General features: G+C 56.7%; 23 protein-coding genes. 10 read left to right on the top strand and 13 right to left on the bottom strand.

The annotated features are described in order from the left end of the window. The first annotated feature begins 44 nt into the window (after positions 1-44). On the top strand, positions 45-1,292 hold the full coding sequence (gene agp / locus ABLV17_RS12840) for a bifunctional glucose-1-phosphatase/inositol phosphatase (RefSeq protein WP_308959183.1): 1,248 nt from the start codon (positions 45-47) through the stop codon (positions 1,290-1,292). A gap of 66 nt (positions 1,293-1,358) precedes the next feature. Here agp and ABLV17_RS12835 read toward each other — a convergent pair whose 3' ends face one another. Then, complete coding sequence (locus ABLV17_RS12835) at positions 1,359-1,586, bottom strand: YccJ family protein (protein WP_015367252.1); 228 nt, start codon at positions 1,584-1,586, stop codon at positions 1,359-1,361. 20 nt (positions 1,587-1,606) lie between these two features. Then, entirely contained in the window at positions 1,607-2,203 is a 597-nt protein-coding gene (wrbA, locus tag ABLV17_RS12830; protein WP_015367251.1) for an NAD(P)H:quinone oxidoreductase, read from the bottom strand. A 391-nt stretch (positions 2,204-2,594) separates the two neighbouring features. On the opposite strand from wrbA, the gene ABLV17_RS12825 reads away from it, so the two are divergent. Further along, entirely contained in the window at positions 2,595-2,768 is a 174-nt protein-coding gene (locus ABLV17_RS12825; RefSeq protein WP_015367250.1) for a general stress protein, read from the top strand. Between the two features lie 157 nt (positions 2,769-2,925). Next, positions 2,926-3,852, top strand: a complete 927-nt coding sequence (locus ABLV17_RS12820) for a DMT family transporter (protein WP_045396980.1) — start codon at positions 2,926-2,928, stop codon at positions 3,850-3,852. Between the two features lie 45 nt (positions 3,853-3,897). Here ABLV17_RS12820 and rutG read toward each other — a convergent pair whose 3' ends face one another. Genes rutG through rutA form a run of 7 tightly spaced genes read right to left on the bottom strand, consistent with a single transcriptional unit; the run spans position 3,898 to position 9,323 of the window. Further along, entirely contained in the window at positions 3,898-5,220 is a 1,323-nt protein-coding gene (gene rutG / locus ABLV17_RS12815) for a pyrimidine utilization transport protein G (protein ID WP_308958793.1), read from the bottom strand. A 21-nt stretch (positions 5,221-5,241) separates the two neighbouring features. Next, on the bottom strand, positions 5,242-5,736 hold the full coding sequence (rutF, locus tag ABLV17_RS12810) for an NADH-dependent FMN reductase RutF (RefSeq protein WP_087858038.1): 495 nt from the start codon (positions 5,734-5,736) through the stop codon (positions 5,242-5,244). A gap of 10 nt (positions 5,737-5,746) precedes the next feature. Continuing rightward, positions 5,747-6,337 (bottom strand): malonic semialdehyde reductase, encoded by a 591-nt coding sequence (locus ABLV17_RS12805; RefSeq protein ID WP_308958795.1) that lies wholly within the window; start codon positions 6,335-6,337, stop codon positions 5,747-5,749. Continuing rightward, positions 6,334-7,137 (bottom strand): pyrimidine utilization protein D, encoded by an 804-nt coding sequence (rutD, locus tag ABLV17_RS12800; RefSeq protein WP_308958796.1) that lies wholly within the window; start codon positions 7,135-7,137, stop codon positions 6,334-6,336. Before rutD ends, ABLV17_RS12805 begins: the two co-directional genes overlap by 4 nt. Further along, the gene (rutC, locus tag ABLV17_RS12795; RefSeq protein ID WP_308958797.1) at positions 7,134-7,526 is read right to left on the bottom strand and encodes a pyrimidine utilization protein C; all 393 of its coding nucleotides are present in this window, start codon (positions 7,524-7,526) and stop codon (positions 7,134-7,136) included. The genes rutD and rutC overlap by 4 nt, the downstream gene beginning before the upstream one ends. Beyond that, positions 7,519-8,229 (bottom strand): pyrimidine utilization protein B, encoded by a 711-nt coding sequence (gene rutB / locus ABLV17_RS12790; protein ID WP_308958802.1) that lies wholly within the window; start codon positions 8,227-8,229, stop codon positions 7,519-7,521. Before rutB ends, rutC begins: the two co-directional genes overlap by 8 nt. Before the next feature lie 2 nt (positions 8,230-8,231). Next, positions 8,232-9,323: a pyrimidine utilization protein A gene (rutA, locus tag ABLV17_RS12785; RefSeq protein ID WP_308958798.1), complete on the bottom strand. Its 1,092-nt coding sequence runs from the start codon at positions 9,321-9,323 to the stop codon at positions 8,232-8,234. A 284-nt stretch (positions 9,324-9,607) separates the two neighbouring features. Here rutA and rutR point away from each other — a divergent pair, with 284 nt between their 5' ends. Continuing rightward, on the top strand, positions 9,608-10,246 hold the full coding sequence (gene rutR, locus ABLV17_RS12780; protein ID WP_015367241.1) for an HTH-type transcriptional regulator RutR: 639 nt from the start codon (positions 9,608-9,610) through the stop codon (positions 10,244-10,246). Here the strand turns inward: rutR and ABLV17_RS12775 are convergent. Together ABLV17_RS12775 and putA are read right to left on the bottom strand one after the other, a co-directional pair. Beyond that, on the bottom strand, positions 10,243-10,638 hold the full coding sequence (locus ABLV17_RS12775) for a lysozyme inhibitor LprI family protein (RefSeq protein WP_087858034.1): 396 nt from the start codon (positions 10,636-10,638) through the stop codon (positions 10,243-10,245). The two genes, rutR and ABLV17_RS12775, sit on opposite strands and share 4 nt — an antisense overlap. Before the next feature lie 181 nt (positions 10,639-10,819). Then, complete coding sequence (putA, locus tag ABLV17_RS12770; RefSeq protein WP_308958799.1) at positions 10,820-14,782, bottom strand: trifunctional transcriptional regulator/proline dehydrogenase/L-glutamate gamma-semialdehyde dehydrogenase; 3,963 nt, start codon at positions 14,780-14,782, stop codon at positions 10,820-10,822. 422 nt (positions 14,783-15,204) lie between these two features. Here putA and putP point away from each other — a divergent pair, with 422 nt between their 5' ends. Further along, entirely contained in the window at positions 15,205-16,713 is a 1,509-nt protein-coding gene (gene putP / locus ABLV17_RS12765) for a sodium/proline symporter PutP (RefSeq protein ID WP_045365591.1), read from the top strand. A 97-nt stretch (positions 16,714-16,810) separates the two neighbouring features. Here the strand turns inward: putP and ABLV17_RS12760 are convergent, their stop codons facing one another. Next, complete coding sequence (locus tag ABLV17_RS12760) at positions 16,811-17,899, bottom strand: AI-2E family transporter (RefSeq protein WP_087858033.1); 1,089 nt, start codon at positions 17,897-17,899, stop codon at positions 16,811-16,813. Between the two features lie 241 nt (positions 17,900-18,140). Between ABLV17_RS12760 and ABLV17_RS12755 the strand changes: the two genes are divergently transcribed. Next, entirely contained in the window at positions 18,141-18,575 is a 435-nt protein-coding gene (locus ABLV17_RS12755) for a DUF3574 domain-containing protein (protein ID WP_271032338.1), read from the top strand. A 33-nt stretch (positions 18,576-18,608) separates the two neighbouring features. Here ABLV17_RS12755 and ABLV17_RS12750 read toward each other — a convergent pair whose 3' ends face one another. Next, complete coding sequence (locus tag ABLV17_RS12750) at positions 18,609-19,793, bottom strand: nucleoside transporter C-terminal domain-containing protein (RefSeq protein WP_113374216.1); 1,185 nt, start codon at positions 19,791-19,793, stop codon at positions 18,609-18,611. A gap of 274 nt (positions 19,794-20,067) precedes the next feature. On the opposite strand from ABLV17_RS12750, the gene efeU reads away from it, so the two are divergent. From efeU to phoH, 4 genes are all read left to right on the top strand, one after another. Further along, on the top strand, positions 20,068-20,898 hold the full coding sequence (efeU, locus tag ABLV17_RS12745; protein WP_047043553.1) for an iron uptake transporter permease EfeU: 831 nt from the start codon (positions 20,068-20,070) through the stop codon (positions 20,896-20,898). Between the two features lie 53 nt (positions 20,899-20,951). After that, complete coding sequence (gene efeO / locus ABLV17_RS12740; protein ID WP_087858030.1) at positions 20,952-22,079, top strand: iron uptake system protein EfeO; 1,128 nt, start codon at positions 20,952-20,954, stop codon at positions 22,077-22,079. Between the two features lie 4 nt (positions 22,080-22,083). Beyond that, positions 22,084-23,367: an iron uptake transporter deferrochelatase/peroxidase subunit gene (gene efeB / locus ABLV17_RS12735; protein WP_113374213.1), complete on the top strand. Its 1,284-nt coding sequence runs from the start codon at positions 22,084-22,086 to the stop codon at positions 23,365-23,367. A gap of 510 nt (positions 23,368-23,877) precedes the next feature. Further along, entirely contained in the window at positions 23,878-24,666 is a 789-nt protein-coding gene (gene phoH, locus ABLV17_RS12730; protein WP_015367231.1) for a phosphate starvation-inducible protein PhoH, read from the top strand. Positions 24,667-24,780 lie beyond the last annotated feature (114 nt).

Below are 24,780 nucleotides of genomic sequence, written 5' to 3'. Positions count from 1 at the left end.
CGTCACAATGATGGCGATGATAATAAATGACTGAGGATGAAGGGATGAAAAAAAGTCTACTTGCCGCCGCGGTGGCCGGGGCCGTATTGTTATCCGCCGGCGCCCAGGCGCAGGACGCCGCTGCGCCAGAGGGGTATCAGCTGCAACAGGTGTTGATCATGAGCCGCCACAACCTGCGCGCTCCGCTAGCCAATAACGGCAGCGTACTCGAGCAGTCGACGCCAAAATCCTGGCCGCAGTGGGATGTGCCTGGCGGCCAGTTGACCACCAAAGGCGGCGTGCTGGAAGTCTATATGGGCCACTATATGCGTGAGTGGCTGGCGCAGCAGAAGCTGGTGACCAGCGGCGAGTGCCCGCCGGAGAATGTGGTTTACGCCTACGCCAATAGCCTGCAGCGGACCGTCGCAACCGCGCAGTTCTTTATCACCGGCGCTTTCCCTGGCTGCGGGGTGCCTGTGCATCATCAGTCGCAGATGGGAACCATGGATCCCACTTTCAACCCGGTCATTACCGACGATTCAGCCGAATTCGCGCAAAAAGCGGTGCAGGCGATGGAGAAAGAGCGTCAGGGGATGCAGCTCGCTGAGAGCTACAAACTGCTGGAAGAGATGACCGACTATCGCAATTCGCCATCCTGTAAAGAAAAGCATGTCTGCTCGCTTAGCGACGGTAAAGATACCTTTAGCGCCAAATATCAGCAGGAGCCGGGCGTCTCCGGGCCGCTGAAGGTCGGCAACTCGCTGGTCGACGCCTTCACCTTGCAGTACTACGAAGGTTTTCCGAAGGATCAGGTGGCGTGGGGCGAAATTGCCAGCGATAAGCAGTGGCAGGTGTTGTCGAAGCTGAAAAACGGCTATCAGGACAGCCTGTTTACTTCCGCGGAAGTGGCGCGCAACGTCGCTAAGCCGCTGGTCAAATATATTGATAATGCGCTGGTGGGCGATGGCGCCGGTAAGGCGAAGGTAACGCTGCTGGTCGGGCATGATTCCAATATCGCTTCGCTGCTGACGGCGCTGGACTTTAAACCCTACCAGTTACCGGGCCAGTATGAGCGCACCCCCATCGGCGGCAAGCTGCTGTTCCAGCGCTGGCGCGATAGCGGCAGCAATCGCGATTTAATGAAGATTGAGTATGTCTATCAAAGCACTGAACAGCTGCGCAACGCGGACGCCTTGAGCCTGCAATCCCCGCCGCAGCGGGTCACGCTGGCGCTTAACGGTTGTCCGGTAGATGATCAGGGATTCTGCCCGCTGGAGACGTTCAAAAAGGTCATGAACGAGGCGGCAAAATAGAACAAAAAACCCGGAGCAATCCGGGTGATGAATTAGCGCGGGCGCTATGCCCGCGCAATTGAGCTATCAGACGTTTTTGCGTTCGATGGTCTGTTCGCCCCAGAAGAGGCTGTCTTTATCGGTTTTGGCGAAAGCTCGCGACAGCACCTCATCGCTGCCTTCTTCCCAAATTTTCTCCGCCAGCTTTTCATCGTAATTCGCGAGTTCGAAAATGGCTTCGGCGATTTCCAAAGAGGTATTACGTAAGCTTGCCCATTCGCCCACGTGGTGGGCCTTCGCTTCTTGGTTCGGCATGCAACTCCTCCTGTTAAAGGTTAGCCGTGTAATTTCACAGCCACATTGGCGACGTGTTCACCCTGATAGCGAGCGATAGCCAGCTCTTCCTGGCTTGGTTGACGGGAGCCGTCGCCGCCTGCGATGGTGGTTGCGCCATACGGCGTGCCGCCGCGCACCTGGGAGACATCAAACAGCTCCTGCGCGCCGTAGCCAATCGGCACAATGATCATCCCATGATGGGCAAGGGTAGTCCAGGTTGAGGTAATTGTCTGCTCCTGGCCGCCGCCGGTACCGGTTGAACTAAAGACGCTGGCGACTTTGCCATACAGCGCGCCAGACGCCCACAGGCCGCCGGTCTGATCCAGGAAGGTGCGCATCTGTCCCGACATATTGCCGAAACGGGTAGGGGTACCAAAGATGATGGCATCATACTCCGCCAGTTCCTGCGGCGTGGCGACGGGCGCATTTTGTGTTTTCCCGCCTGCTTTGGCAAACGCTTCAGCCTGCATAGTTTCCGGCACGCGCTTCACAACCACCTCAACGCCGTCAACTTTATTTGCCCCTTCGGCAACGGCATGAGCCATGGTTTCGATATGTCCATACATGGAATAATAAAGCACCAGAATTTTAGCCATTTGCATCACTCCTCGGTTGCGTAATTGTCCAGCCAAACGACTGGCTATCTATAAAGATAAGACCTGTGGCGCAGAGTGCAAATCCAACAAACATTTGTTTGATTTATAACAAAATGGCAAAGATTAATTTGCAACATACCTCGTAGCAAATAGATACATTTTACGCAGGGCTGATTTCAGCTGTGAGAAGAAATGCTTAGCGGTTGCGCTGGCGGCTGGCGTCTGGTTTTAACGATTAAATGTTGCGGGATGTGACTATTTTTCCAGGGAATGAGTTTCATTTACTACGCTTATAAGCACGCGATGCATAATGGCCATGCCATATGTCGCGGGGGCTTAGGCCCTGAACTCACCTAATGCAATATGATGTCAAACCCAATGGAGGTCAGTAATGGCAAACCATCGTGGCGGTTCCGGCAACTTTGCCGAAGATCGTGCCAGAGCATCAGAAGCAGGTCGTAAAGGTGGCCAGCACAGCGGGGGGAACTTTAAAAACGATCCTCAACGCGCCTCGGAAGCTGGCAAAAAAGGGGGTAAAAATAGTCACGGTAATCGCAATAGCTAGCCGGGACTGTCTTTAATGATGCGGTGTTAATCTCCCCCGACCCTGCCGCATCACCCTCGCCGCCGACGTATGTCGGCGGTTTTTTTGTTAATGAGTGTTGCTTTTAGCCTGAAGCGCCTGCGAAACTGATTAGCTATATTTTGCTATTGGTTGCCTCATGTCTTCGCTCAAACTCTCGATAACGCCGCAGGAACTGATCCTGATTGTGATCACCATGTTCTGGGGCGGTACCTTTCTTGCCGTACAATACGCCGTGAGCTTTAGCGGGCCGTTTTTCTTCGTCGGCCTGCGCTTCGCCACCGCCGCGCTGGCGGTGGCGCTACTGTCGCTGCGTACGCTACGCGGCCTGACCTGGCTTGAGGTTAAGGCCGGTGTCGCGATCGGCGTGGCGATTGCGCTCGGTTACAGCCTGCAAACCTGGGGCTTACAGTCCATCTCCAGCAGTAAATCGGCGTTTATTACCGCCATGTATGTACCGCTGGTACCGCTGTTGCAGTGGCTCTGTCTGGGGCGCATGCCCGGCGTCATGTCCTGTGTGGGCATCGTGTTGGCGTTTATCGGGCTGATCCTGCTGGCGGGGCCGGAAAATAATCTGCTGGCGTTGGGAATTGGCGAAATGATTACCCTGGCAAGCGCCGTGGCTATCGCTGCCGAAATCATTTTAATCAGCGCGTGGGCGCGTCAGGTCGATGTGCGCCGGGTGACGGTGGTACAGCTGGCGACCGCTTCGCTGGTGGCATTTGCCGCGATGGGGCCGGCAGGAGAGTCGATCCCGCCGATGCGCCCGGAACTGCTGGCCGTCGCGCTGGGGTTGGGGATTTTCAGCGCCATTATTCAGGTCACCATGAACTGGGCGCAGCGTAGCGTATCGCCAACGCGGGCGACGCTGATTTACACCGGCGAGCCGGTTTGGGCTGGCGTGTTTGGTCGTATCGCCGGCGAGCGTTTGCCGCTGCTGGCGCTGGTGGGCTGTCTGTTTATTCTCGCCGGGGTACTGGTCAGCGAGCTGAAGTGGAAGAAAAAATCACGGTCGCAGATCGCGGCGGAGGAAGCACCAGAGCTTGCGGATCGGCACGAGCCCTAATTTTCGCCCCGGCAGCCGCACCGCCGGGGCGAACCAATACTCACGTTATATCGTAGTGGCTTTCGCCACCTTTTCCTGATGCTGGCGGCGGTTAAGCAACGCATGCAGCGCAATAGCGCCGAAAGTCGCCGTCCCAATCCCGCCCAGGCGGAAGCCCCCCAGCGACAAGGTAAAATCGCCTGCGCCCAGAACCAGCGTCACCGCCACCATGATTAAATTCGCATTCTGGCTGAGATCGACCCGATTCTGCACCCATATCCTCGCCCCGGTGACCGCAATCAAACCAAAAACCACGATTGACGCGCCGCCAATGACCGGGCCTGGGATCGTATGAATCAGGGCGCCGAACTTGGGTGAAAAACCGAGCAGGATGGCGATCAGCGCCGCGGCGACAAACACCAGCGTTGAATAGACTTTGGTCACCGCCATAACGCCGATGTTCTCTGCATAGGTGGTGACGCCGCTACCGCCGCAGGCGCCGGAAAGCAGGGTCGCTAGCCCGTCGCCGACAAACGCGCGCCCCATCCAGGGATCCAGATTGCGTCCGGTCATTCCCGCGACGGCCTTCAAATGCCCCAGGTTTTCCGCCACCAGAATGATGGCTACTGGCGCTATCAGCAGCATCGCCTGGGTGTCAAAGGTGGGCGAAGTAAAGTGCGGGACCCCAAACCATGCCGCCTGAGCGACCGGGGCAAAATCCAGCGGTTTGCCAAGACCGAATCCGTTGGCCAGCAGCGCATAGAGCGCACAGGCGATAATGAGCCCCACCAGGATCAGCAGACGCTGCAGCAGTCCTCGGGTAAATACCGCGACGGCGCCGATACAAAGCACCGTCAGCATCGCCATCCAGCTGTCGAAGGCGTTGGCGGAAACGCTGTGCACGGCAATCGGCGCCAGGTTAAGACCGATCGCCATCACCACCGCGCCGGTTACCGCGGGCGGCATCAGACGCTCTATCCAGCCGGTGCCGATTTTCATCACCACCAGCCCAATCAGGGTATAGAGCAGCCCGCAGGCGATGATGCCGCCGAGGGCGACGCTGAGATGAGGATTCAACCCCTGGCCGGTAAAGCCGGTAACGGTGATGACCACGCCGACGAAGGCGGCGCTGGAGCCAAGATAGCTCGGTACCCGACCGCCGGTGACGACAAAGAACAGCAGAGTGCCCACTCCCGACATCAGGATAGCCAGGTTCGGATCAAGCCCCATCAATAAAGGCATTAATACGGTTGCGCCAAACATTGCCACTGCGTGCTGCACGCCCATGACCAGCGTTTGTGCGGCGGACAAACGTTCATCCGGGGCGACAACGCCGGCATCCGTGGCGGGGGTGGTTAACTGCCAGCGAGGAAAATTGAAGAGTGCCATGATGATATCCCGGGTGAGAGGTTAACAAACGGGCCGCATAAGCGTGTGGTAGCTGCGGTCAAACCACATCAAACCTCGCGGTTCCTGTTGGCGGGTGATGGCCACGACCTGGCAAAACAGAATGTCATGGGTGCCGACCTGCAGCCGCTGGTCGATGCGGCAGTCGAAACTGACCAGCGCCTCTTTCAGCCGCGGGCAGCCGGTCGCGCCGGTTTGCCAGTCGGCGGCGGCGAAACGTTCCGCCATCGGGGTTTTGCCGCCAAAAGTATTCGATAATGTCTCCTGCCCTGCCGAGAGGGTATTGACGCAAAGGGTTTGATGTTCGCTGAATACCGGCCAGACTGACGCCGAACGGTTGAGACATACCAGCAGCGTCGGCGGGGTATCGGTTACGCTGCATACTGCGCTGGCGGTAAAACCGGCGCGCCCGGCAGGCCCTTCGGTGGTGATGATGTTGACCGCCGCGCCGACATGAGCCATGGCGTCACGAAAACTGTGTTGATCCGCTACGTTCATTACTGTCTCCTTATGCCAGCAGGCAGGCTTCATCAAAGCTCGGGCGCGGCAGCCGGTCGTACAGTTTGTCGGGGTCGCCATAGCCGATATTCACCAGCAGATTGCTTTTCCAGCCGCTGTCGGCGAAAAACGCCGCATCGACTTTCTCGCGGTCGAACCCCGACATCGGACCGGTGTCGAGGCCCAGCGCGCGGCAGGCGAAAATCAGATACGCCGCCTGCAGCGAGCTGTTGCGAAAGGCGGTTTCCTCGGCCAGCTGCGGGCTGGAAGTAAACCAGCTCCGGGCGTCGCCGTGGGGAAACAGCGCGGGCAGGCGGTCGTAAAACGCGCTATCCCAGGCCACGATGGCGGTGACCGGCGCCTGCATGGTTTTTTCCATATTGCCGCTGGAGAGCGTTGGGCGGAGTTTCGCTTTGCCCTCGGCGCTGCGCACAAAAACGATTCGCGCCGGTGAACAGTTGGCCGAGGTCGGCCCCATTTTCATCAAGTCGTAAATCTCCTGCAGCTGCCGATCGCTAACCGCCTGTTCGCGCCAGCCGTTGTAGGTTCGGGCGTGGGTGAATAGCGTCTCGCAAGCCTTTTGGTTGATTGCTTCGCTCATATATTCTCCTCGGCGACCGGCAGCAGGGCCGCCAGTCCGTCGCATAAAAGGGGGTTAAACGTCTCGCTGTCGGTAACGTTACAGGCGTGGCCGCCCCAGGCCATTTCCACGAGTCGGCTATTGGGGATAGACGCCTGCAGCATTCGCGAGCAGGAGGCGGGTACCAACAGGTCGTCGGCGGCGCTGATGATAAGCGTCGGGCAGGCGATAGCCGCCGCGCGGCGCGAAAAATCCGCCTGTTTCAGGGCCTGCAGCCGTTTCAGTAAATTCTCCTTGCCCTGGAAATGGCTAATGGCCAACGCGTCTTCAGCTTCGAGACGCGGCAGGCGGGCCGCCATCCACTCCGCCGGATAGAGAAACAGCGGTTGAGCCTCGACCCACGCCTGAGCGCCGCCGGCATGCAGCAGGCGTTCGCGAACCTGAAAGCAGCGGCGGGTATGCGGGGAAAGGGTTAGCCAACCGTTAACCAGCACCAGCGCGCGGACCGCGCGCGGATAGTCGAGCGCAAGCTGCATCCCAATCAGCGCCCCCAGCGCGTGGCCAACCAGCGCGAAGCGCATGAGACCGGCCGCCTGCAGAGCGAGGAAAAGCTCCTGCGCCATCGACGCCATGCTGTAATTTTCCGGCAACGGGCCGTTGTTCTCCCCGGTACCGTTATGGTCATAGAACACCAGTTGATAATGCTGTGCCAGCGCCGCCCGCTGCGCCAGCCAGTACGCGCCACCGCCGCCAAGACCGGCGCTCAGCACCACCACCGGCGCGCCGGGCCACGGCGGCGAGGCAATATTGAGCCTCATCATATTGGAGTACCGATATGGGCGACGCTGGCAATCTCCAGCAGCGCATCGGGTTTCACCAGCCCGCACTGAATACAGAAACGCGCCGGTTTATCACCGGGGAAAAACTCAGCGTAAACCTCGTTAATCGCGGCGTAATTTTGCCAGTCGGTGATAAAGATACTGTTGAAGGTCACATCCGCCATACTGCCCCCCGCCGTTTCGATAACGCTTTTGATAATCTCCAGCACGTGACGGGTTTGCGCCTTTGGGTCGCCGGGGTAGAGCACATTGTTTTGCTTATCGAACGGCAGAGTGCCGGAGACATATACCACCCCGTCGGCGAGCGTCCCAGGAACAAAGGGGGCAATCGGCGTAGCGGTGCCCGGGGGAATAATCACCTGTTTAGGCATAGCGTTTCTCCTCGGTAAAAGCGAGCGGGGCGGCGCCTTCTATGGCACGACAGAAGCTACCGACATCGCTGACCCAGCCGAAAAAGGTTTCAATGTTGAACAACGCCGCCTGTTGCGCGAAGGCGGGGCCTGCCTGATGGGTAGCATCTTCCAGCACCACGCCGAAGTATTCGAGGAAGAAGCCATCGCGCAGCGTCGATTCGACGCAGACGTTGGTGGCGATGCCGGTGAACACCAGGTGGCGAATACCGCGGCTGCGTAAAATGCTGTCGAGCGGGGTATTGAAAAAGCCGCTGTAGCGCGGTTTCGGCAGGACGATATCGCCCTCCCGGGGCCGTAATTCGTCAACCAGTTGATAATCCCAACCGCCTTTTGCCAGCAGCTTGCCCTGTAGTTCCGGGCGTTGGCGCATGGTCTTCAGCGCGTTAGATTTATGGTAATTCGGCGAGCCGGGGCCGCCGGCTTCCACATACTGTTCGTCCCAGCCATTCTGGAACCAGATGATTAACATGCCGGCGGCGCGGGCGGCGGCCACCGCGAGATTAATATTATCGATAACCGGCCGGGTGGCGGAGACGTCAAAACCGGCGAGATCCAGGTATCCGCCGTGACTTGCATAGGCGTTTTGCATATCGACCACGATCAGCGCGCTGTGCTGCGGCGACAAGGTCAGCGATTCCGGGCGAGCGGGAAGGGTAATCATCATCAGGCCACCTCGCGGTTAATGGGAGCAATGTGGTCACGGCAGCGCATCAGCGGCTGAATACGTTCGCCGAAGGCGTCAATGCCCTGCAGGAAATCATCGAAGGTCAGTAGTACGCCGTCGGTACCGGGGACCGCTGCCACCTCATCGAGCATACGGGCGACGTTGGCATAAGAGCCGACGAGGGTGCCCATATTGATGTTGACCGCGGAGGTGGGGTCGGCCATCTGGCGGACGTTGGTATCGCTGCCGGAGCGGGTATCTTTCTGGCTCTGTTCGGTCAGCCATGCCAGCGCCTCGTCATCCGCGCCGGCCTTGTAGTGTTCCCATTTAGCGCGGGCCGCTTCGTCGGTTTCGTCGGCGATCACCATAAACAGCACGTAGGAGCCGACGTCGCGACCGGTTTTTTCCGCCGCCTGCATCATACGTGCGGCGGTGGGCGCGAAGGCGGCGGGGGTATTAACCCCTTTGCCAAAGCAAAAGTTGTAGTCGGCGTGTTGGGCGGAGAATGCCATGCCGGCGTCGCTTTGCCCGGCGCAGATAACCTTCATCGGCTGCGAGGGCCGTGGGCTAACCCGGCAGTCGTTCATGGTGAAGTAATCACCTTTAAAATCGCTGCGCCCGGTCCCCCACAGATCGCGCAGAACCGTAACGTATTCAGTCAGGTAGTCATAGCGACTGGCGAAGTATTCATCGCCGGGCCAGATCCCCATCTGGTCATATTCCGGTTTTTGCCAGCCGGTCACCAGATTCACGCCAAAACGTCCGCTGGAGATAGAGTCGATAGTCGAGGCCATGCGGGCGACGATGGCCGGAGGGAGCGTCAACGTCGCGGCGGTGGCATAAATCTCTATCTTCGACGTCACCGCTGCCAGACCGGCCATCAGGGTGAACGATTCCAGGTTGTGATCCCAGAACTCGGTCTTCCCTCCGAAGCCGCGTAGTTTGATCATGGAGAGCGCGAAGTCGAAATGGTAGTGCTCGGCCTTCTGCACAATCGCCTTATTCAGTTCGAAGGTGGGCATATACTGCGGTGCATGGGTGGAAATTAACCAGCCGTTATTACCAATGGGAACGAAAACACCGATTTTCATAACTACCTCTCTGTCGTCATGGAAGATGAAATCGCGCGGTGTGGCATCCTGCCTCTCCCCGAACCACCTCGCAGAAGAAATAAAGCAAAGGTAATGCCAGTTTTAAAAAAGGTTTTGTTATTAATGTGTTGCGTAATGGTTGCTGGATTTGAGGATGAAAATGTGGACTGAATGGTCAAAATCAGTGCACGAAAAAACGGCAGTCATGCGCGATCGGAGTGCGCAGGGTCGTGTCGGCGAGGGGCTTTTGCTATGCTGAAGACGACTACTGAAGGAGAAGACGTATGGCACAGGGCGCCGTGAAAAAAACCGGCAAGCGTTCACAGGCGGTGAGCGCCAAAAAAGAGGCCATTCTGGCCGCTGCGCTGGAGACCTTCTCGCAGTTCGGCATTCACGGTACGCGACTGGAGCAGGTCGCTGAACTGGCCGGGGTGTCGAAAACCAATTTACTCTATTACTACCCGTCAAAAGAGGCGCTGTACGTTGCCGTGCTGCAGCGGATCCTCGCCATCTGGCTGGCGCCGCTGCGGGCATTTCGCGAAGATATCAGTCCGCTGGTGGCGATCCGCGAATATATTCGCCTCAAGCTTGAGGTATCGCGCGATCATCCTCAGGCCTCCAGGCTGTTCTGTCTGGAGATGCTGCAGGGGGCGCCGCTGCTGATGGGCGAACTGACCGGCGATCTAAAGGCGTTGATAGATGAAAAGTCGGCGATAATCTCGTCATGGATTGATAGCGGCAAGCTGGCGGCGGTCGATCCGCAGCACCTTATCTTTATGATCTGGGCGACGACGCAGCATTACGCCGATTTCGCCACTCAGGTGGAGGCGGTGACCGGCGCAACGCTGCAGGATGAGTTGTTTTTCCAGCAAACCGTGGATAACGTGCAGCGGATGATTATCGAAGGGATCCGCGTACGTTAATTGGCCGGCGGCAGCGGGCAATTTTGGTCGCCGTCTTCGCACTGAAGCAGCGAGGCGAGGAAGGCTTCGCGCTCGACGCTCTTATCGGTCATACACTGGCTTATCAGCATCGGTTGCATACTGCCGCCTTCCGCGCCGGAAGCGAGAAACGCGCAATCGGCGTCACGCAGGGAAATCCACGCCTGCTGGGCTTTTTTCAGCAATTCCAGCTGTTGGCCGGAGGCGCGTTTCAACGCCTGCTGCCAGGTCTCATTCAGCTTTTTATCGGCCGCCTGATATTGTGCGGCGGCACACTGATTCATTTCGGTTTGCGTGTTGGCGTTGCTGCAGTCATCCGCCCACGCCGCACCGCTGGCTAATAGGGCAGCCACGGCAATTAAAGTGCGTTTCATCGTTCTACTCCCATAAAAAAAGCTCCCATCCGGGAGCCTTAATTAAGCACAGCTGACGTCGGCTGTCATTAGTTGAACACGCCGTAGATTTCCCGGAAGACGGCGCACAGCGCCTCATCCGGGCTACCCTTTGGCGGGGTTATGTAGCCCCGGTAAGCGTAGCGCCACCGGGGAGCCCGTTTTAGCCGATGGTCATGAGGCTGGCGTTACCGCCTGCCGCGGCGGTGTTGACGCTCAACGAACGCTCGATATACAGGCGCTCCAGCAGCAGATTGGTTTCGCCGCGGGCAAAGCCCTGCACCGATACAATCGCCCCGTCGCGCGCCGCCACCTGCTCACACAGCTCGCGCAACTGATCGGAATCACCGTGATAAATGACCGCGTCGAAAGCCTGGCTGGTCAACTGATCCGCTTTCGCAAAATGAATCCGCTCGCTGACCTCACGCGGCAGTTTCTTCGCCAGTTCGCGCTGCAGGGCGCTATCCGGCCACAGCACTTCACAGCCAACCGCCATCGCCGCCGCCAGCTGAATCAGCGCGTCCTGCTCGTTATCCGCCACGCACAATACGCGTTCGCGCGGCATCAGCGTCAGGGTATTACGCTCGCCGGTTGGTCCTGGCAGCAGGCGTTGAGTGCCGCTTTGCGCCAGCTCGCTGTATTGCTGACACAGCGCCTGCAGTTCAGGACGGCCTGCCGCCCACTGCTGCAGCGCCTGCAGCGGTTTTTCCAGCAGCGTTTTCAACTGGGCGTCCAGCGGACGCTCCGCATCCTGGCGGGCGAAAGTGACGCCGACCGCGCCCTGCGGGCGACTGGACAGCAGGCGATACAGGTACAGCGGGCCGCCGGCTTTCGGGCCGGTACCCGATAACCCTTCGCCGCCGAACGGCTGTACGCCGACCACCGCGCCAACCATATTGCGGTTAACATACAGGTTGCCGACTTTCGCGCTGCCGGTGACCTGAGCGATGGTTTCGTCGATGCGGGTATGCACGCCGAGGGTCAGACCGTAGCCGGAGGCGTTAATCTGCTCGACCAGCTTATCCAGTTCGTTACGGTTATAGCGCACCACGTGCAGAACCGGGCCAAAGACCTCTTTTTTCAGTTCGTCGAAGCTCTCGAGTTCGATAAGTGTCGGCGCGACGAACGTACCGTGATTCCATTCGTGGGCATCTTCGCTATTTTCACGTACCGCCTGGAAGACATTGCGGCCTTTCGCGCGCAGCGCCTGAATATGGCGTTCGATATTCTCTTTGGCTTCCGCGTCGATTACCGGGCCGATATCGGTGGTCAGGCGACCCGGATTACCCATCCGGCATTCGCTCATTGCGCCGCGCAGCATGGTTAACGTATGGTCGGCGACTTCTTCCTGCAGGCACAGCACGCGCAGGGCAGAACAGCGTTGGCCGGCGCTGTCGAAAGCCGAGGCCAGTACGTCGATCACCACCTGTTCGGTGAGCGCCGACGAGTCGACGATCATCGCGTTCATACCGCCGGTTTCCGCGATAAGCGGTGTCGGACGGCCCTGCGCATCAAGGCGGTTAGCGATGTTGCGCTGCAGCAGCGTCGCTACTTCGGTCGAACCGGTAAACATTACGCCGCGTACGCGTTCATCTGAGGTTAGCGCGGCGCCGACGGTTTCCCCGCGGCCCGGCAGCAGTTGAATCACGCCCGGCGGCACGCCGGCTTCCAGCAGAATCGCCACGCCTTGCGCGGCGATAAGCGGCGTCTGCTCGGCCGGTTTGGCCAGCACGCTGTTGCCTGCCGCCAGCGCCGCGGCAATCTGGCCGGTGAAGATCGCCAGCGGGAAGTTCCACGGGCTGATACAGACGACCGGACCTAACGGGCGGTGGGTTTCATTATCGAAATCGTCACGCACCTGACCGGCATAATAGTGCAGGAAGTCGACGGCTTCGCGCACTTCAGCAATGGCGTTGCTGAAGGTTTTGCCAGCTTCGCGTACCAGGATCCCCATCAGGGTCGGCATCTGGCTTTCCATCAACACGGCGGCGCGCTCAAGAATGGCGGCGCGTTCCTGCGGCGGGGTGGCGAACCAGATTGGCGCGTTATTGATAGCGCTGGTTAGCGCCTGCTGCACTTCGGCATCGCTGGCTTCGCGCACGTAGCCGACGATATCTTTCGGTTCTGCCGGGTTGATGACCGGCTGCATTTCGCCTTCGGCCACCGGCTGCTCCAGCATCGGTAGCGCCTGCCATTTGTGCAGCGCGCTGTTAAGCAGCGAAGAGGAGAGGGAGGCCAGTCGGTGTTCGTTAGCCAGATCCAGACCGGCGGAGTTGCTGCGGCCGTTACCGTAGAGATCGCGCGGCAACGGAATTTTCGGATGCGGCAGGCCGGCCTGGCCTTCCTGCTGCGCCAGTTTTTCTACCGCGCTGACCGGATCGGCCACCAGTTCATCCAGCGGCAGGGTATTATCCGCGATACGGTTAACGAAGGAGGTATTGGCGCCGTTTTCCAACAAACGACGTACCAGATAAGCCAGCAGCGTTTCATGGGTACCGACCGGCGCGTAGATACGGCACGGACGGTTTAGTTTGCCGTCGGCGACTTTGCCCACGACCTGCTCATACAGCGGTTCGCCCATGCCGTGCAGGCACTGGAATTCATACTGGCCAGGATAGTAGTTTTGTCCAGCCAGTTGGTAGATAGCCGCCAGCGTGTGGGCGTTATGGGTAGCAAACTGCGGATAAATCAGGTTCGGTACCGCCAGCAGCTTTTTGGCGCAGGCGAGATAAGAAACGTCGGTGTAGACCTTACGGGTATAAACCGGATAGCCTTCGAGGCCTTCCATCTGCGCGCGTTTGATTTCGCTATCCCAATAGGCGCCTTTCACCAGGCGGATCATCAGGCGACGACGGCTGCGGGTCGCCATGTCGATCAGCGAATCAATCACAAACGGGCAGCGTTTCTGGTAGGCCTGAATAACAAAGCCGATTCCGTTCCAGCCGGCCAACTCCGGTTCAAAGCACAGTTTTTCCAGCAGATCGAGGGAGATCTCCAGACGATCGGCCTCTTCGGCGTCGATGTTAATACCGATGTCGTACTGGCGCGCCAGCAGCGTCAGCGATTTAAGGCGCGGATAGAGCTCTTCCATGACCCGATCATACTGCGCGCGGCTGTAGCGCGGGTGCAGCGCGGAGAGTTTAATCGAGATCCCCGGCCCTTCATAAATGCCGCGGCCGTTGGAGGCTTTACCGATGGCGTGGATCGCCTGCTGATAAGAGACCATGTAGGCCTGCGCATCGGCGGCGGTCAGCGCGGCTTCGCCGAGCATATCGTAGGAGTAACGGAACCCTTTCTCTTCCAGCTTGCGGGCGTTGGCCAGCGCTTCGGCGATGGTTTCCCCGGTGACGAACTGCTCGCCCATCAGGCGCATCGCCATATCGACACCTTTGCGGATCAGCGGTTCGCCGCTCTTGCCAATAATGCGGTTCAGCGAGCGGGAGAGGCTGGTCTCGTTATGGGTCGACACCAGTTTCCCGGTAAACAACAAGCCCCAGGTGGCGGCGTTGACGAACAGCGACGGGCTACGGCCGATATGCGATTGCCAGTTGCCGTTGCTGATTTTGTCGCGGATTAGCGCATCACGGGTGGCTTTATCCGGAATACGCAGCAGCGCTTCGGCCAGGCACATCAGCGCCACGCCTTCTTGTGAGGAGAGTGAGAATTCCTGCAGCAGGCTTTGCACCATCCCGGCGCGGCCGCTGGCGGTTTTCTGATTACGCAGTTTTTCCGCCAGTTGGTAAGCCAGCTTGTGCGCCTGTTCGCCTAACGGCTGCGGCAGACGGGCCTGTTCCAGCAACATCGGTACCGCATCGGTTTCTGGGCGACGCCAGGCCGCGGTGATCGCCGCGCGGCTGACCGACTGCGGCAGGATTTGTTCGGCGAATTCGAGGAACGGCTGATACGGCTCGTCCGCCGGAGCGCCTGCTTCATCACTTTCATTGGCGGCGCCGGAGAGGAGCGCCGGCAGTTCCGGCAGCGTCTCGTCGTTTTCCAGCTTTTCCAGATAGTTGAAAATGGCTTGCTTAATCAGCCAGTGCGGCGTGCGGTCAATACGGCTCGCGGCGGACTTAATGCGTTCGCGCGTGGCGTCGTCAAGTTTTACACCCATGGTGGTGGTGCCCATTGCGGGAACTCCTGTTAGCTATGTAATGCCCTTTTATCGGTTGCGTAGAAATATCACCTATGTTGCAACTTTGTGCAACCTTGTTAATTGTGACCTGGCTAGCAAGCTGAGAAATGAATGAATTGTTAATGGTGTTGATAAGATTTTCCAATAAATAGCCTCATTCAAATAACGTATTTATCTGCGTTGCTTAACAGTTTTTTCAGGTGCAACCCGTAAAAACGTGAGGGAGTGCAACCTATAGGAAATTGCTATTTTTCCTGAGACAACTTTCGTGTAAATGCTGTGTTAAATCGTTTGTGAAATACCGACGCATCCGTCAGGATACGCTCGCCCAATACAACCAATACACCATTACCCCGTTCCGGTAGTGGCTAAAACGACAAAGTTGGACGTTGTCGAAATAAATTCTGGAGATTTGCATGGCTATTAGCACACCCATGTTGGTGACGTTTATTGTTTATATTTTTGGCATGGTACTGATAGGTTTTATTGCCTGGCGCTCAACCAAGAACTTTGACGATTATATTCTCGGCGGCCGCAGCCTTGGGCCATTTGTGACCGCGCTCTCTGCCGGTGCATCGGATATGAGCGGCTGGCTGCTGATGGGGCTACCGGGAGCGATTTTTCTCTCCGGGATTTCCGAAAGCTGGATCGCCATCGGCCTGACCCTGGGGGCGTGGATTAACTGGAAACTAGTGGCCGGGCGTCTGCGCGTGCATACCGAAGTCAACAACAACGCCCTGACGCTGCCGGACTATTTTACCGGCCGTTTCGAAGATAAAAGCCGCGTGCTGCGTATTATCTCCGCGCTGGTTATCCTACTGTTCTTCACTATTTATTGTGCTTCCGGGATTGTTGCCGGCGCGCGTCTGTTTGAAAGCACCTTTGGTATGAGCTATGAAACCGCGCTGTGGGCCGGCGCCGCGGCGACAATCATTTATACCTTCGTGGGCGGTTTCCTGGCGGTAAGCTGGACCGATACCGTGCAGGCCAGCCTGATGATCTTCGCGCTGATTTTAACGCCGGTGATGGTGATTATCTCGGTCGGCGGTTTCGGCGATTCGCTGGAAGTGATTAAGCAAAAAAGCATCGAAAATATCGATATGCTCAAGGGTCTGAACTTCGTGGCGATTATTTCGCTGATGGGTTGGGGTCTCGGTTATTTCGGTCAGCCGCATATTCTGGCGCGCTTTATGGCGGCGGATTCTCATCACAGCATTGTTCATGCGCGTCGTATTAGTATGACCTGGATGATCCTGTGCCTGGCGGGCGCGGTATCGGTTGGTTTCTTCGGTATCGCCTACTTTAATAACAACCCGAGCCTGGCGGGCGCGGTTAACCAGAACGCCGAACGGGTATTTATCGAGCTGGCGCAAATCCTGTTTAACCCGTGGATTGCCGGGATCCTGCTGTCGGCTATTCTGGCGGCGGTCATGTCGACCCTGAGCTGCCAGCTGCTGGTCTGCTCCAGCGCTATTACCGAAGATCTGTATAAAGCCTTCCTGCGTAAAAACGCCGGTCAGAAAGAGTTAGTCTGGATCGGCCGCTTTATGGTGCTGGTGGTGGCGCTGATTGCGATTGCGCTGGCCGCTAACCCGGAAAACCGCGTACTGGGTCTGGTCAGCTACGCATGGGCAGGCTTTGGCGCCGCATTTGGCCCGGTCGTGCTGTTCTCGGTGATGTGGTCGCGTATGACCCGTAACGGCGCGCTGGCCGGGATGATTATTGGCGCGGTCACGGTTATCGTCTGGAAACAGTTCGGCTGGCTGGGACTGTATGAAATCATCCCTGGCTTCCTGTTCGGCAGTATCGGGATTGTGGTCTTCAGCCTGCTGGGCAAAGCGCCATCGGCGGCGATGCAACAGCGTTTTGCCGAAGCGGACGCGCATTACCATTCCGCGCCGCCGGTACGTGCTACCGCTGAATAAAAGTAGCGAGCATCAGAAACCGCAACGGCTCCCATCAGGGAGCCGTTTTTTTTCGCCGCCTGTAAGGCCCGGCGGAAAGCGACTGGCGGCAAGGCGGTTACTTCGCCGCGCCTTCGTTTACCCAGTTCATGAAGATCAGATACCCGATGGAGAGCAGGGTGGCGCCAATAAACATCCCGAGAATGCCATCGGTGGCCATGCCGCCCAACGCGCCGAGCAGAACGATCGGCATCGGCGCATCTACGCCGCGGCCCAACATCAGCGGTTTGAGGACGTTATCGACCATCCCGGCGACAATCAGCAGGACGGTAAACACGACATTCACCGCGGTGCCGTGGTCGCCGGTCATCCACATAATGGCAATCGCCGGGGCGGTAACCAGAATCACCGGGATTTGCGCGATGCCGAGCACCAGCGCCAGTACGAAGAAGATGCCGGCGGCCGGGATCCCCGCCAACGCAATGATAATTCCCGTCAGCAAGGCCTGAATCAGCGCCACGCCAATAACCCCCTGCGCCACGGCGCGAATGGTGCCGGTGCACAGGCGACTCAGGGCAAGACCTTTATTTTCATCGGTGATACGGATGGCGATACGTTTGGCGCTGTTGGCGCCCGCCGCGCCCCAGGTCATGATGGCGCCGGCAACAATAAAGGAGAGAACAAAGCCCAGCAGCCCGCCGCCCATACTTGCCAGCACGCCGAGCACCAGTTTTGCCGCCTCGCCAATTTGCGCGTGATAGCTACTCAGTACGGCAGGCAGGTCCGCTGAGGCTTTCAGCCAGAACGCATATAACTTACCGCCGACAAGGGGAATAGAGGCGACGTTAGCCGAAGGCGGCGGCAGCGTCAGATCGCTGCCGCTGACTTTATCAATCAGGCTACCGGCGCTTTCGCCAAGCGAGGTCACCATGAAAATGGTCGGAATGACGATAATCAGCAGGCCGAATAATACTAATATGGTCGATGCCAGCCCCTGCCGCCCGCCTATGCGTCGCGCGATGTGTTGATGTAAAGGATAGAGGGTGACGGCCAGAATCAGCGCCCACAGCATCATGTTCAGGAACGGCGAGAAGACGGTAAAGCAGAAGGAGGCCAGCGCCAGTATCAAGCCGAACTTAATAAACATATCGAGAAAGCGGGTGACAATTCTTTTCTCAATATTAGCTAACTCATTATTTTCTATCATGAATTATTCCAGTTGTTATTTTACGCGGCCGCCAGGCCAGTTAAAAACGCTCAACTATAGAGAAGTCTTTGAAATAAAAAACGCAGGAAATAATTTAAAAAAGAATTTCGCCCAGGCTGTGTTTATCAGTGTAGAACAAAAGAAAATACGCCGTATCGCCAGAGAGTAATGTTCGCGCATCTCTTGCTAATTCACTGAAAATACGCTGATATCTGTGTACAAAAAACAATGAGGATAGCAAATGAAATTACCCCAGGGCGCTGCGGCGCTGATCGTTGCCGCACTATTGGCAGGATGCGTGGCGCCATCCGAAAAAAGCGCCGCGCACGTTGATAATAACGCCTGCCCGGCGGACAACACGATGGTGCAAACCACCCTTTATTTTGGCCTTAGCCGGCCGGCGGGGAAAGATATTACCGCCCAGGAGTGGCAGCAGTTTGTCGACCGCGATGTGACGCCGCGTTTTCGCGATGGCCTGACGGTTGTTGACGCCCGCGGCCAGTGGTTAGGCAACAATGGCGCAGTCGCCCGCGAGTCTAGTAAGGCGCTCATGCTGATTCATAGCAAAGATGCGAAAAGCGAGGAGGGGATTGAAGCGCTGCGTAATACTTATAAGGCGCGATTCGCCCAGGAGTCCGTTATGCGCGTTGACCAGCCGGTGTGTGTACATTTCTGAAGAACAGGGCGGGGAGAGCCCCCGCCCGACGAGTTACAGCACCAGCCCGGCAAAACTGGCTGACAGCAGGCTCACCAGCGTCGCGCCATAGACCAGACGCAGGCCGAAGCGGGAAACGGTGTTGCCTTGTTGCTCGTTAAGCCCTTTAATCGCCCCGGCAATGATGCCAATGGAGGCGAAGTTGGCAAACGAGACGAGGAACACCGAAAGGATCCCTAGCCCACGCGGCGTCATGCTGGCGGCAATTTTCTGCAGCTCGATCATCGCCACGAATTCATTGGCAACCAGCTTGGTAGCCATAATACTGCCAGCATTTAACGCGTCGCTTAAAGGAATACCCACCAGCCACGCCAGCGGATAAAAGACGTAACCGAGGATTTGCTGGAAGCTTAGGCCGAAAACGGTCGCAAATAACGCATTAACGGCGCTAATCAGGGCGATAAAGCCGATTAGCATCGCCAGAATAATCATCGCCACCTTAAAGCCTGCCAGGATATATTCGCCCAGCATTTCAAAGAAGCTCTGCGATTCATGCATCTTTTCAAGCTTTATTTCTGCTTCGCTACCGGGGCGCGTAGGATTAATAATCGACAGCACAATAAAGGTGCTGAACATATTAAGAATCAACGCCGCCACCACGTATTTCGCATCAAGCATGGTCATATACGCGCCGACGATCGACAGCGATACCGTTGACATGGCTGTCGCCGCCATCGTGAACAGGCGACGCGAAGAGAGGTCGCCGAGTACACCTTTGTAAGCAATAAAGTTTTCCGACTGGCCGAGGATCAGCGAGCTGACGGCGTTGAAGGATTCCAGCTTGCCCATGCCGTTCACCTTCGACAGTAGGGTGCCGATAAGACGAATAAAGATCGGCAGAATACGCCAGTGTTGCAGAATACCTATCAGCGCGGAAATAAAGACGATCGGACACAGTACGCCGAGGAAAATAAAGGCCAGTCCTTTTTCACCCATTCCGCCAAATACGAAGTTGGTCCCTTCAGCGGCGAACCCGAGTAACGAAGCAAAAAAGCCAGAGATATTTTTCACTATCCATAAACCGCTTTCGGCGTGAAGGAAAAAGAAAGCCAGGGCGATTTCAATAATAATTAACTGCAGAATATAGCGAATGCGGATTTTTTGTCGGTCATAGCTGGCAAGCCAGGCAAGGCCAAGAATAACCGCCAGCGCCAGCAGGAAGTGCAAAATTTGAGTCATGTTATTTATTTCGCAGATAAATCAGGACCGCCATTTAGCCACAGCGCTCAAGCCCGGTAAATATGCGACATAAAAAATCATGCTATATGCCATTTTAATGCTTAGCTGGTGAGATATTTTCGCAAGTGACTATTTTGTAGCGATTAATTTACAACTAGTCATCATTCCCTGAACATTTCGCTTGTGTTTCTCATTGTTGTAATGATAATCACTATCAGAAATATTTACCTATCTTTGCATCCGTTGACTGCGGTTCACATTTAAGGGTTTCGGCATGTTTGTTCCATTTCTCATCATGTTACGCGAAGGGCTGGAAGCCGCGCTGATTGTCAGCCTGATTGCCAGCTATTTAAAACGAACCCAGCGCGGCAGCTGGATCGGCGTCATGTGGATTGGCGTATTCCTCGCGGCGGCGCTCTGTCTCGGGCTGGGGATTTTTATTAACGAGACCACCGGAGAATTTCCGCAGCGCGAACAGGAGCTGTTTGAAGGCATCGTGGCGGTGATAGCGGTATTTATCCTCACCTGGATGGTGTTCTGGATGCGTAAAGTGTCGCGCAACGTCAAACAACAGCTGGAACAGGCGGTGGATAACGCGCTGCAGCGCGGGAATAACCACGGCTGGGCGCTGGTGATGATGGTGTTTTTTGCGGTTGCCCGCGAAGGCCTGGAGTCGGTCTTTTTCCTGCTGGCGGCATTCCAGCAGGATGTCGGCATCTGGCCGCCGCTGGGGGCGATGCTCGGCCTGGCGACGGCGGTGGTATTAGGTTTCCTGCTTTACTGGGGCGGTATCCGCCTTAATCTCGGCGTGTTCTTCAAATGGACCAGTCTGTTTATCCTGCTGGTGGCGGCCGGTCTGGCCGCCGGGGCGATTCGCGCTTTCCATGAGGCGGGACTGTGGAATTATTTCCAGAACGTCGCCTTTGATCTTAGCAACGTGGTATCGACGCATACGCTGTTCGGCACGTTGCTGGAAGGCATCTTTGGTTATCAGGAGACGCCAACCGTCAGTGAAGTGGCGGTTTATCTCCTCTATTTGATCCCGGCGCTGGTGTGCTTTGCCTTGCCGCCGGGCAGCAAAACGACAGCATCGCGAGCCGCGTAATTCAGGCGCCGCTGATTAATATAGTTACAACATACTTTTCGAAAGGGATGGTCATGATAATTCATTTTCGCCGTACTGCGCTGCAGTTAACCGTCGCCGCGCTGTTTAGTTCCGCATTTTACGCTCAGGCTGCGGATATCCCGCAGGTGAAGGTCACCGTCAACGACAAGCAGTGCGAACCGATGAATGTGACGGTGAAGGCGGGTAAAACCCAGTTCATCATCCAGAACCACAGTCAAAAAGCGCTGGAGTGGGAGATCCTGAAAGGAGTGATGGTGGTCGAGGAGCGTGAAAACATCGCGCCAGGATTTACGCAAAAATTGACGGCCAACCTGCAGCCGGGCGAATACGATATGACCTGCGGCCTGCTGACTAACCCGAAAGGTAAGCTTATTGTCACCGGTGAAACCAGCAAAGATGCGGCAAAAGCCAATGCGGTGCTGAGTCTTGGCGAGGCGATTACTGCCTATAAAGCTTACGTTACCGCGGAAACCGCGCAGCTGGTTAGCGGCACTAAAGCCTTTACCGATGCCGTAAAAGCCGGTGATATCGAGAAAGCGAAGGCGCTGTACGCCCCGACCCGTCAGCACTACGAGCGCATCGAGCCGATTGCTGAGCTGTTCTCTGACCTCGACGGCAGCATTGACGCCCGTGAAGATGATTTTGAGAAAAAAGCTGAGGATCCGAAATTCACCGGTTTCCACCGCCTGGAAAAAGCGCTGTTTGGCGATAACAGCGTGAAGGGAATGGAAAACTATGCCGAACAGTTGAACAGCGATGTGCTGGAACTGCAAAAACGCATTAGCGAGCTGGCTTTCCCGCCGTCGAAAGTGGTAGGCGGCGCGGCTGGGCTGATCGAAGAAGTGGCGGCCAGCAAAATTAGCGGCGAAGAAGATCGTTACAGCCATACCGACCTGTGGGACTTCCAGGCTAACATCGACGGCGCGCAAAAAATCGTTGACCTGCTGCGCCCGCAGCTGCAAAAAGATAATAGCGCGCTGCTGGCTAAGGTTGACGCCAACTTTAAAAAAGTTGATGCCATCCTCGCTAAATATCGCACGAAAGACGGTTTCGAGACCTATGACAAGCTCACCACCGCTGACCGTAATGCGCTGAAAGGGCCGATCACGACGCTGGCAGAAGATCTGGCACAGCTGCGTGGGATTTTGGGCCTGGATTAATTCGATGACACAACAAAAATCACGCGACGTGAATGAACCGTCACGTCGCCGCTTACTGAAGGGGATCGGCGCGCTTGGCGGCGCGCTGGCCATCAGCGGTGGCTGCCCGATGGCGCAGGCGGCGAAAGCGGAAAGCTCTCCCGGTACGCTTGCACCGGATGCGCGTCAGGAAAAACAGCCATTTTATGGCCCGCATCAGGCGGGCATCCTGACGCCGCAGCAGGCCTCGATGATGCTGGTGGCGTTTGATGTGCTGGCGGCGGATAAAGCCGACCTCGAACGCCTGTTCCGCTTGTTGACCCAGCGGATCGCCTTTTTAACCACAGGCGGTCCGGCGCCGGATACCCCGAATCCCCGATTGCCGCCGATGGATTCCGGGATTTTAGGGCCGTGGATTGCGCCGGATAACCTGACTATCACCGTCTCGGTCGGCCATTCGCTGTTCGATGAGCGCTTTGGATTAGCGGATAAAGCGCCTAAAAAACTGCAGGCAATGACGCGTTTCCCGAATGATTCGCTGGATGCCGCGCTGTGCCATGGCGATCTGCTACTGCAGATTTGTGCCAATACCCAGGATACGGTCATTCACGCACTACGTGACATTATCAAGCACACGCCCGATCTGCTGAGCGTGCGCTGGAAGCGGGAAGGGTTTATTTCTGATAGCGCGGCCCGTAGCAAAGGCAAAGAAACGCCTATTAACCTGCTGGGCTTTAAAGACGGTACCGCTAATCCGTCGAGCCAGGATAAAGCGCTAATGGATAATGTGGTGTGGGTTACTGCCGACCAGGGCGAACCGGCCTGGGCGATCGGCGGTAGTTATCAGGCTGCGCGTATCATTCAGTTCCACGTTGAGTTCTGGGATCGTACGCCGCTGAAAGAGCAGCAGACTATTTTTGGCCGCGATAAACATTCTGGCGCGCCGTTAGGGATGCAGCATGAACATGATGTTCCGGACTATAGTCGCGATCCGAACGGCGAAGTGATTGCCCTTGATAGCCATATTCGCCTTGCGAACCCGCGTACTCCGGAAACGCAGTCCAGCCTGATGATGCGCCGCGGTTACAGCTATTCGTTGGGAGTCACCAACTCGGGGCAACTGGATATGGGGTTATTGTTCGTCTGCTATCAGCACGATCTGGAAAAGGGATTCCTGACGGTGCAGAAACGGCTGAACGGCGAGGCCCTGGAGGAGTACGTTAAACCGATTGGCGGCGGATACTTCTTTGTATTGCCCGGCGTGATGAATAACCAGCATTATCTTGGACAATCGCTGTTGCAAGCCTGATAGACGTCCTGCCGGCGAAGGCAGGGCGTTTTCTGCTGTTTTTCTCGGATTCAATATATTTCCTGCCATGTGTTATATTTCTGTAATACAAATGACGGATAGTTTTCTACAATGATTTTAGAAACCATTGTTGCGTCAATGTAAAAAATAAGTTGCATTAAGAATAATTTTTGATGTACTTATTACATACGCGGTAGTTCCCGGCAGTGATGTCGCTCACTATGGAGATCGCGAATGGTAAGGTCCTGTAGCGGACAACGTAAAACCACATACCGTACTTTCCAGCACGGAGGCCCAGCTTCCGGCAGCGATTTTCACTCTGTAACCCCAATCTCTTCCACTACTAATCAGGCTAACTCTGGCAGGGTACGCGGTGCGCGTAGCCGCGACTCGTTGTCCATTCAATCGGCAAGCAATGGCTTACAAGGAAGCCAAACCTCAATCGTTCGTGCGCATAATCGCGTTGCTCTTGACGCGCGTGATGTAAACCAACAACGCAAGGTGCTATCCATGGGAAGACAAAAAGCAGTGATCAAAGCTCGTCGTGAGGCAAAACGTGTGCTGAGACGGGATTCGCGTAGCCATAAACAACGTGAAGAAGAATCGGTCACATCGCTTGTGCAAATGAGTGGCGTAGAAGCAATCGGCATGGCGCGGGATAGCCGCGATCTTTCACCGATTGAGGCGCGTAATGAAGCTCAGGCGCATTATTTGAATGCCATCGACAATAAACAGCTGATTTTCGCCACCGGCGAAGCCGGGTGCGGGAAGACCTGGATCAGCGCGGCTAAAGCAGCTGAAGCCCTGATCCATAAGGATGTGGACAGAATTATTGTTACCCGTCCCGTTCTGCAGGCCGACGAAGATCTCGGCTTCTTACCGGGAGATATCGCCGAAAAATTCGCTCCCTATTTCCGACCGGTATATGACGTGCTGGTGAAGCGGTTGGGTGCTTCCTTTATGCAATACTGCCTGCGTCCGGAAATCGGCAAGGTAGAAATCGCGCCGTTCGCCTATATGCGCGGACGCACCTTTGAAAACGCGGTGGTGATTCTGGACGAGGCCCAGAACGTGACCGCGGCGCAAATGAAGATGTTTTTGACCCGCCTCGGGGAGAACGTCACGGTTATCGTCAACGGCGATATTACCCAGTGTGATTTGCCCTCTGGCGTAAAATCGGGTCTGAGCGATGCGTTGTCGCGTTTTGAAGAAGACGACATGATTGGCATCGTGCGCTTTACCACCGATGACTGCGTGCGTTCAACGCTCTGCCAACGAACGTTGAAAGCCTATTACTAAACGCTAGTGAGTGTGCAAAGCCCGGGATATCCCGGGCTTTGTTGCTTTTGTAGCATTTCCCCGGCGGCGCTGCGCTTGGCCGGGCTACTGGCTAATGGTGCGGCCTGTGGGATG

This window comes from Klebsiella sp. CN_Kp091 (genome assembly GCF_040065095.1).
Classification (GTDB): Bacteria; Pseudomonadota; Gammaproteobacteria; order Enterobacterales; family Enterobacteriaceae; genus Klebsiella; species Klebsiella aerogenes.
This window is presented reverse-complemented; position numbering and strand designations above follow the sequence as displayed.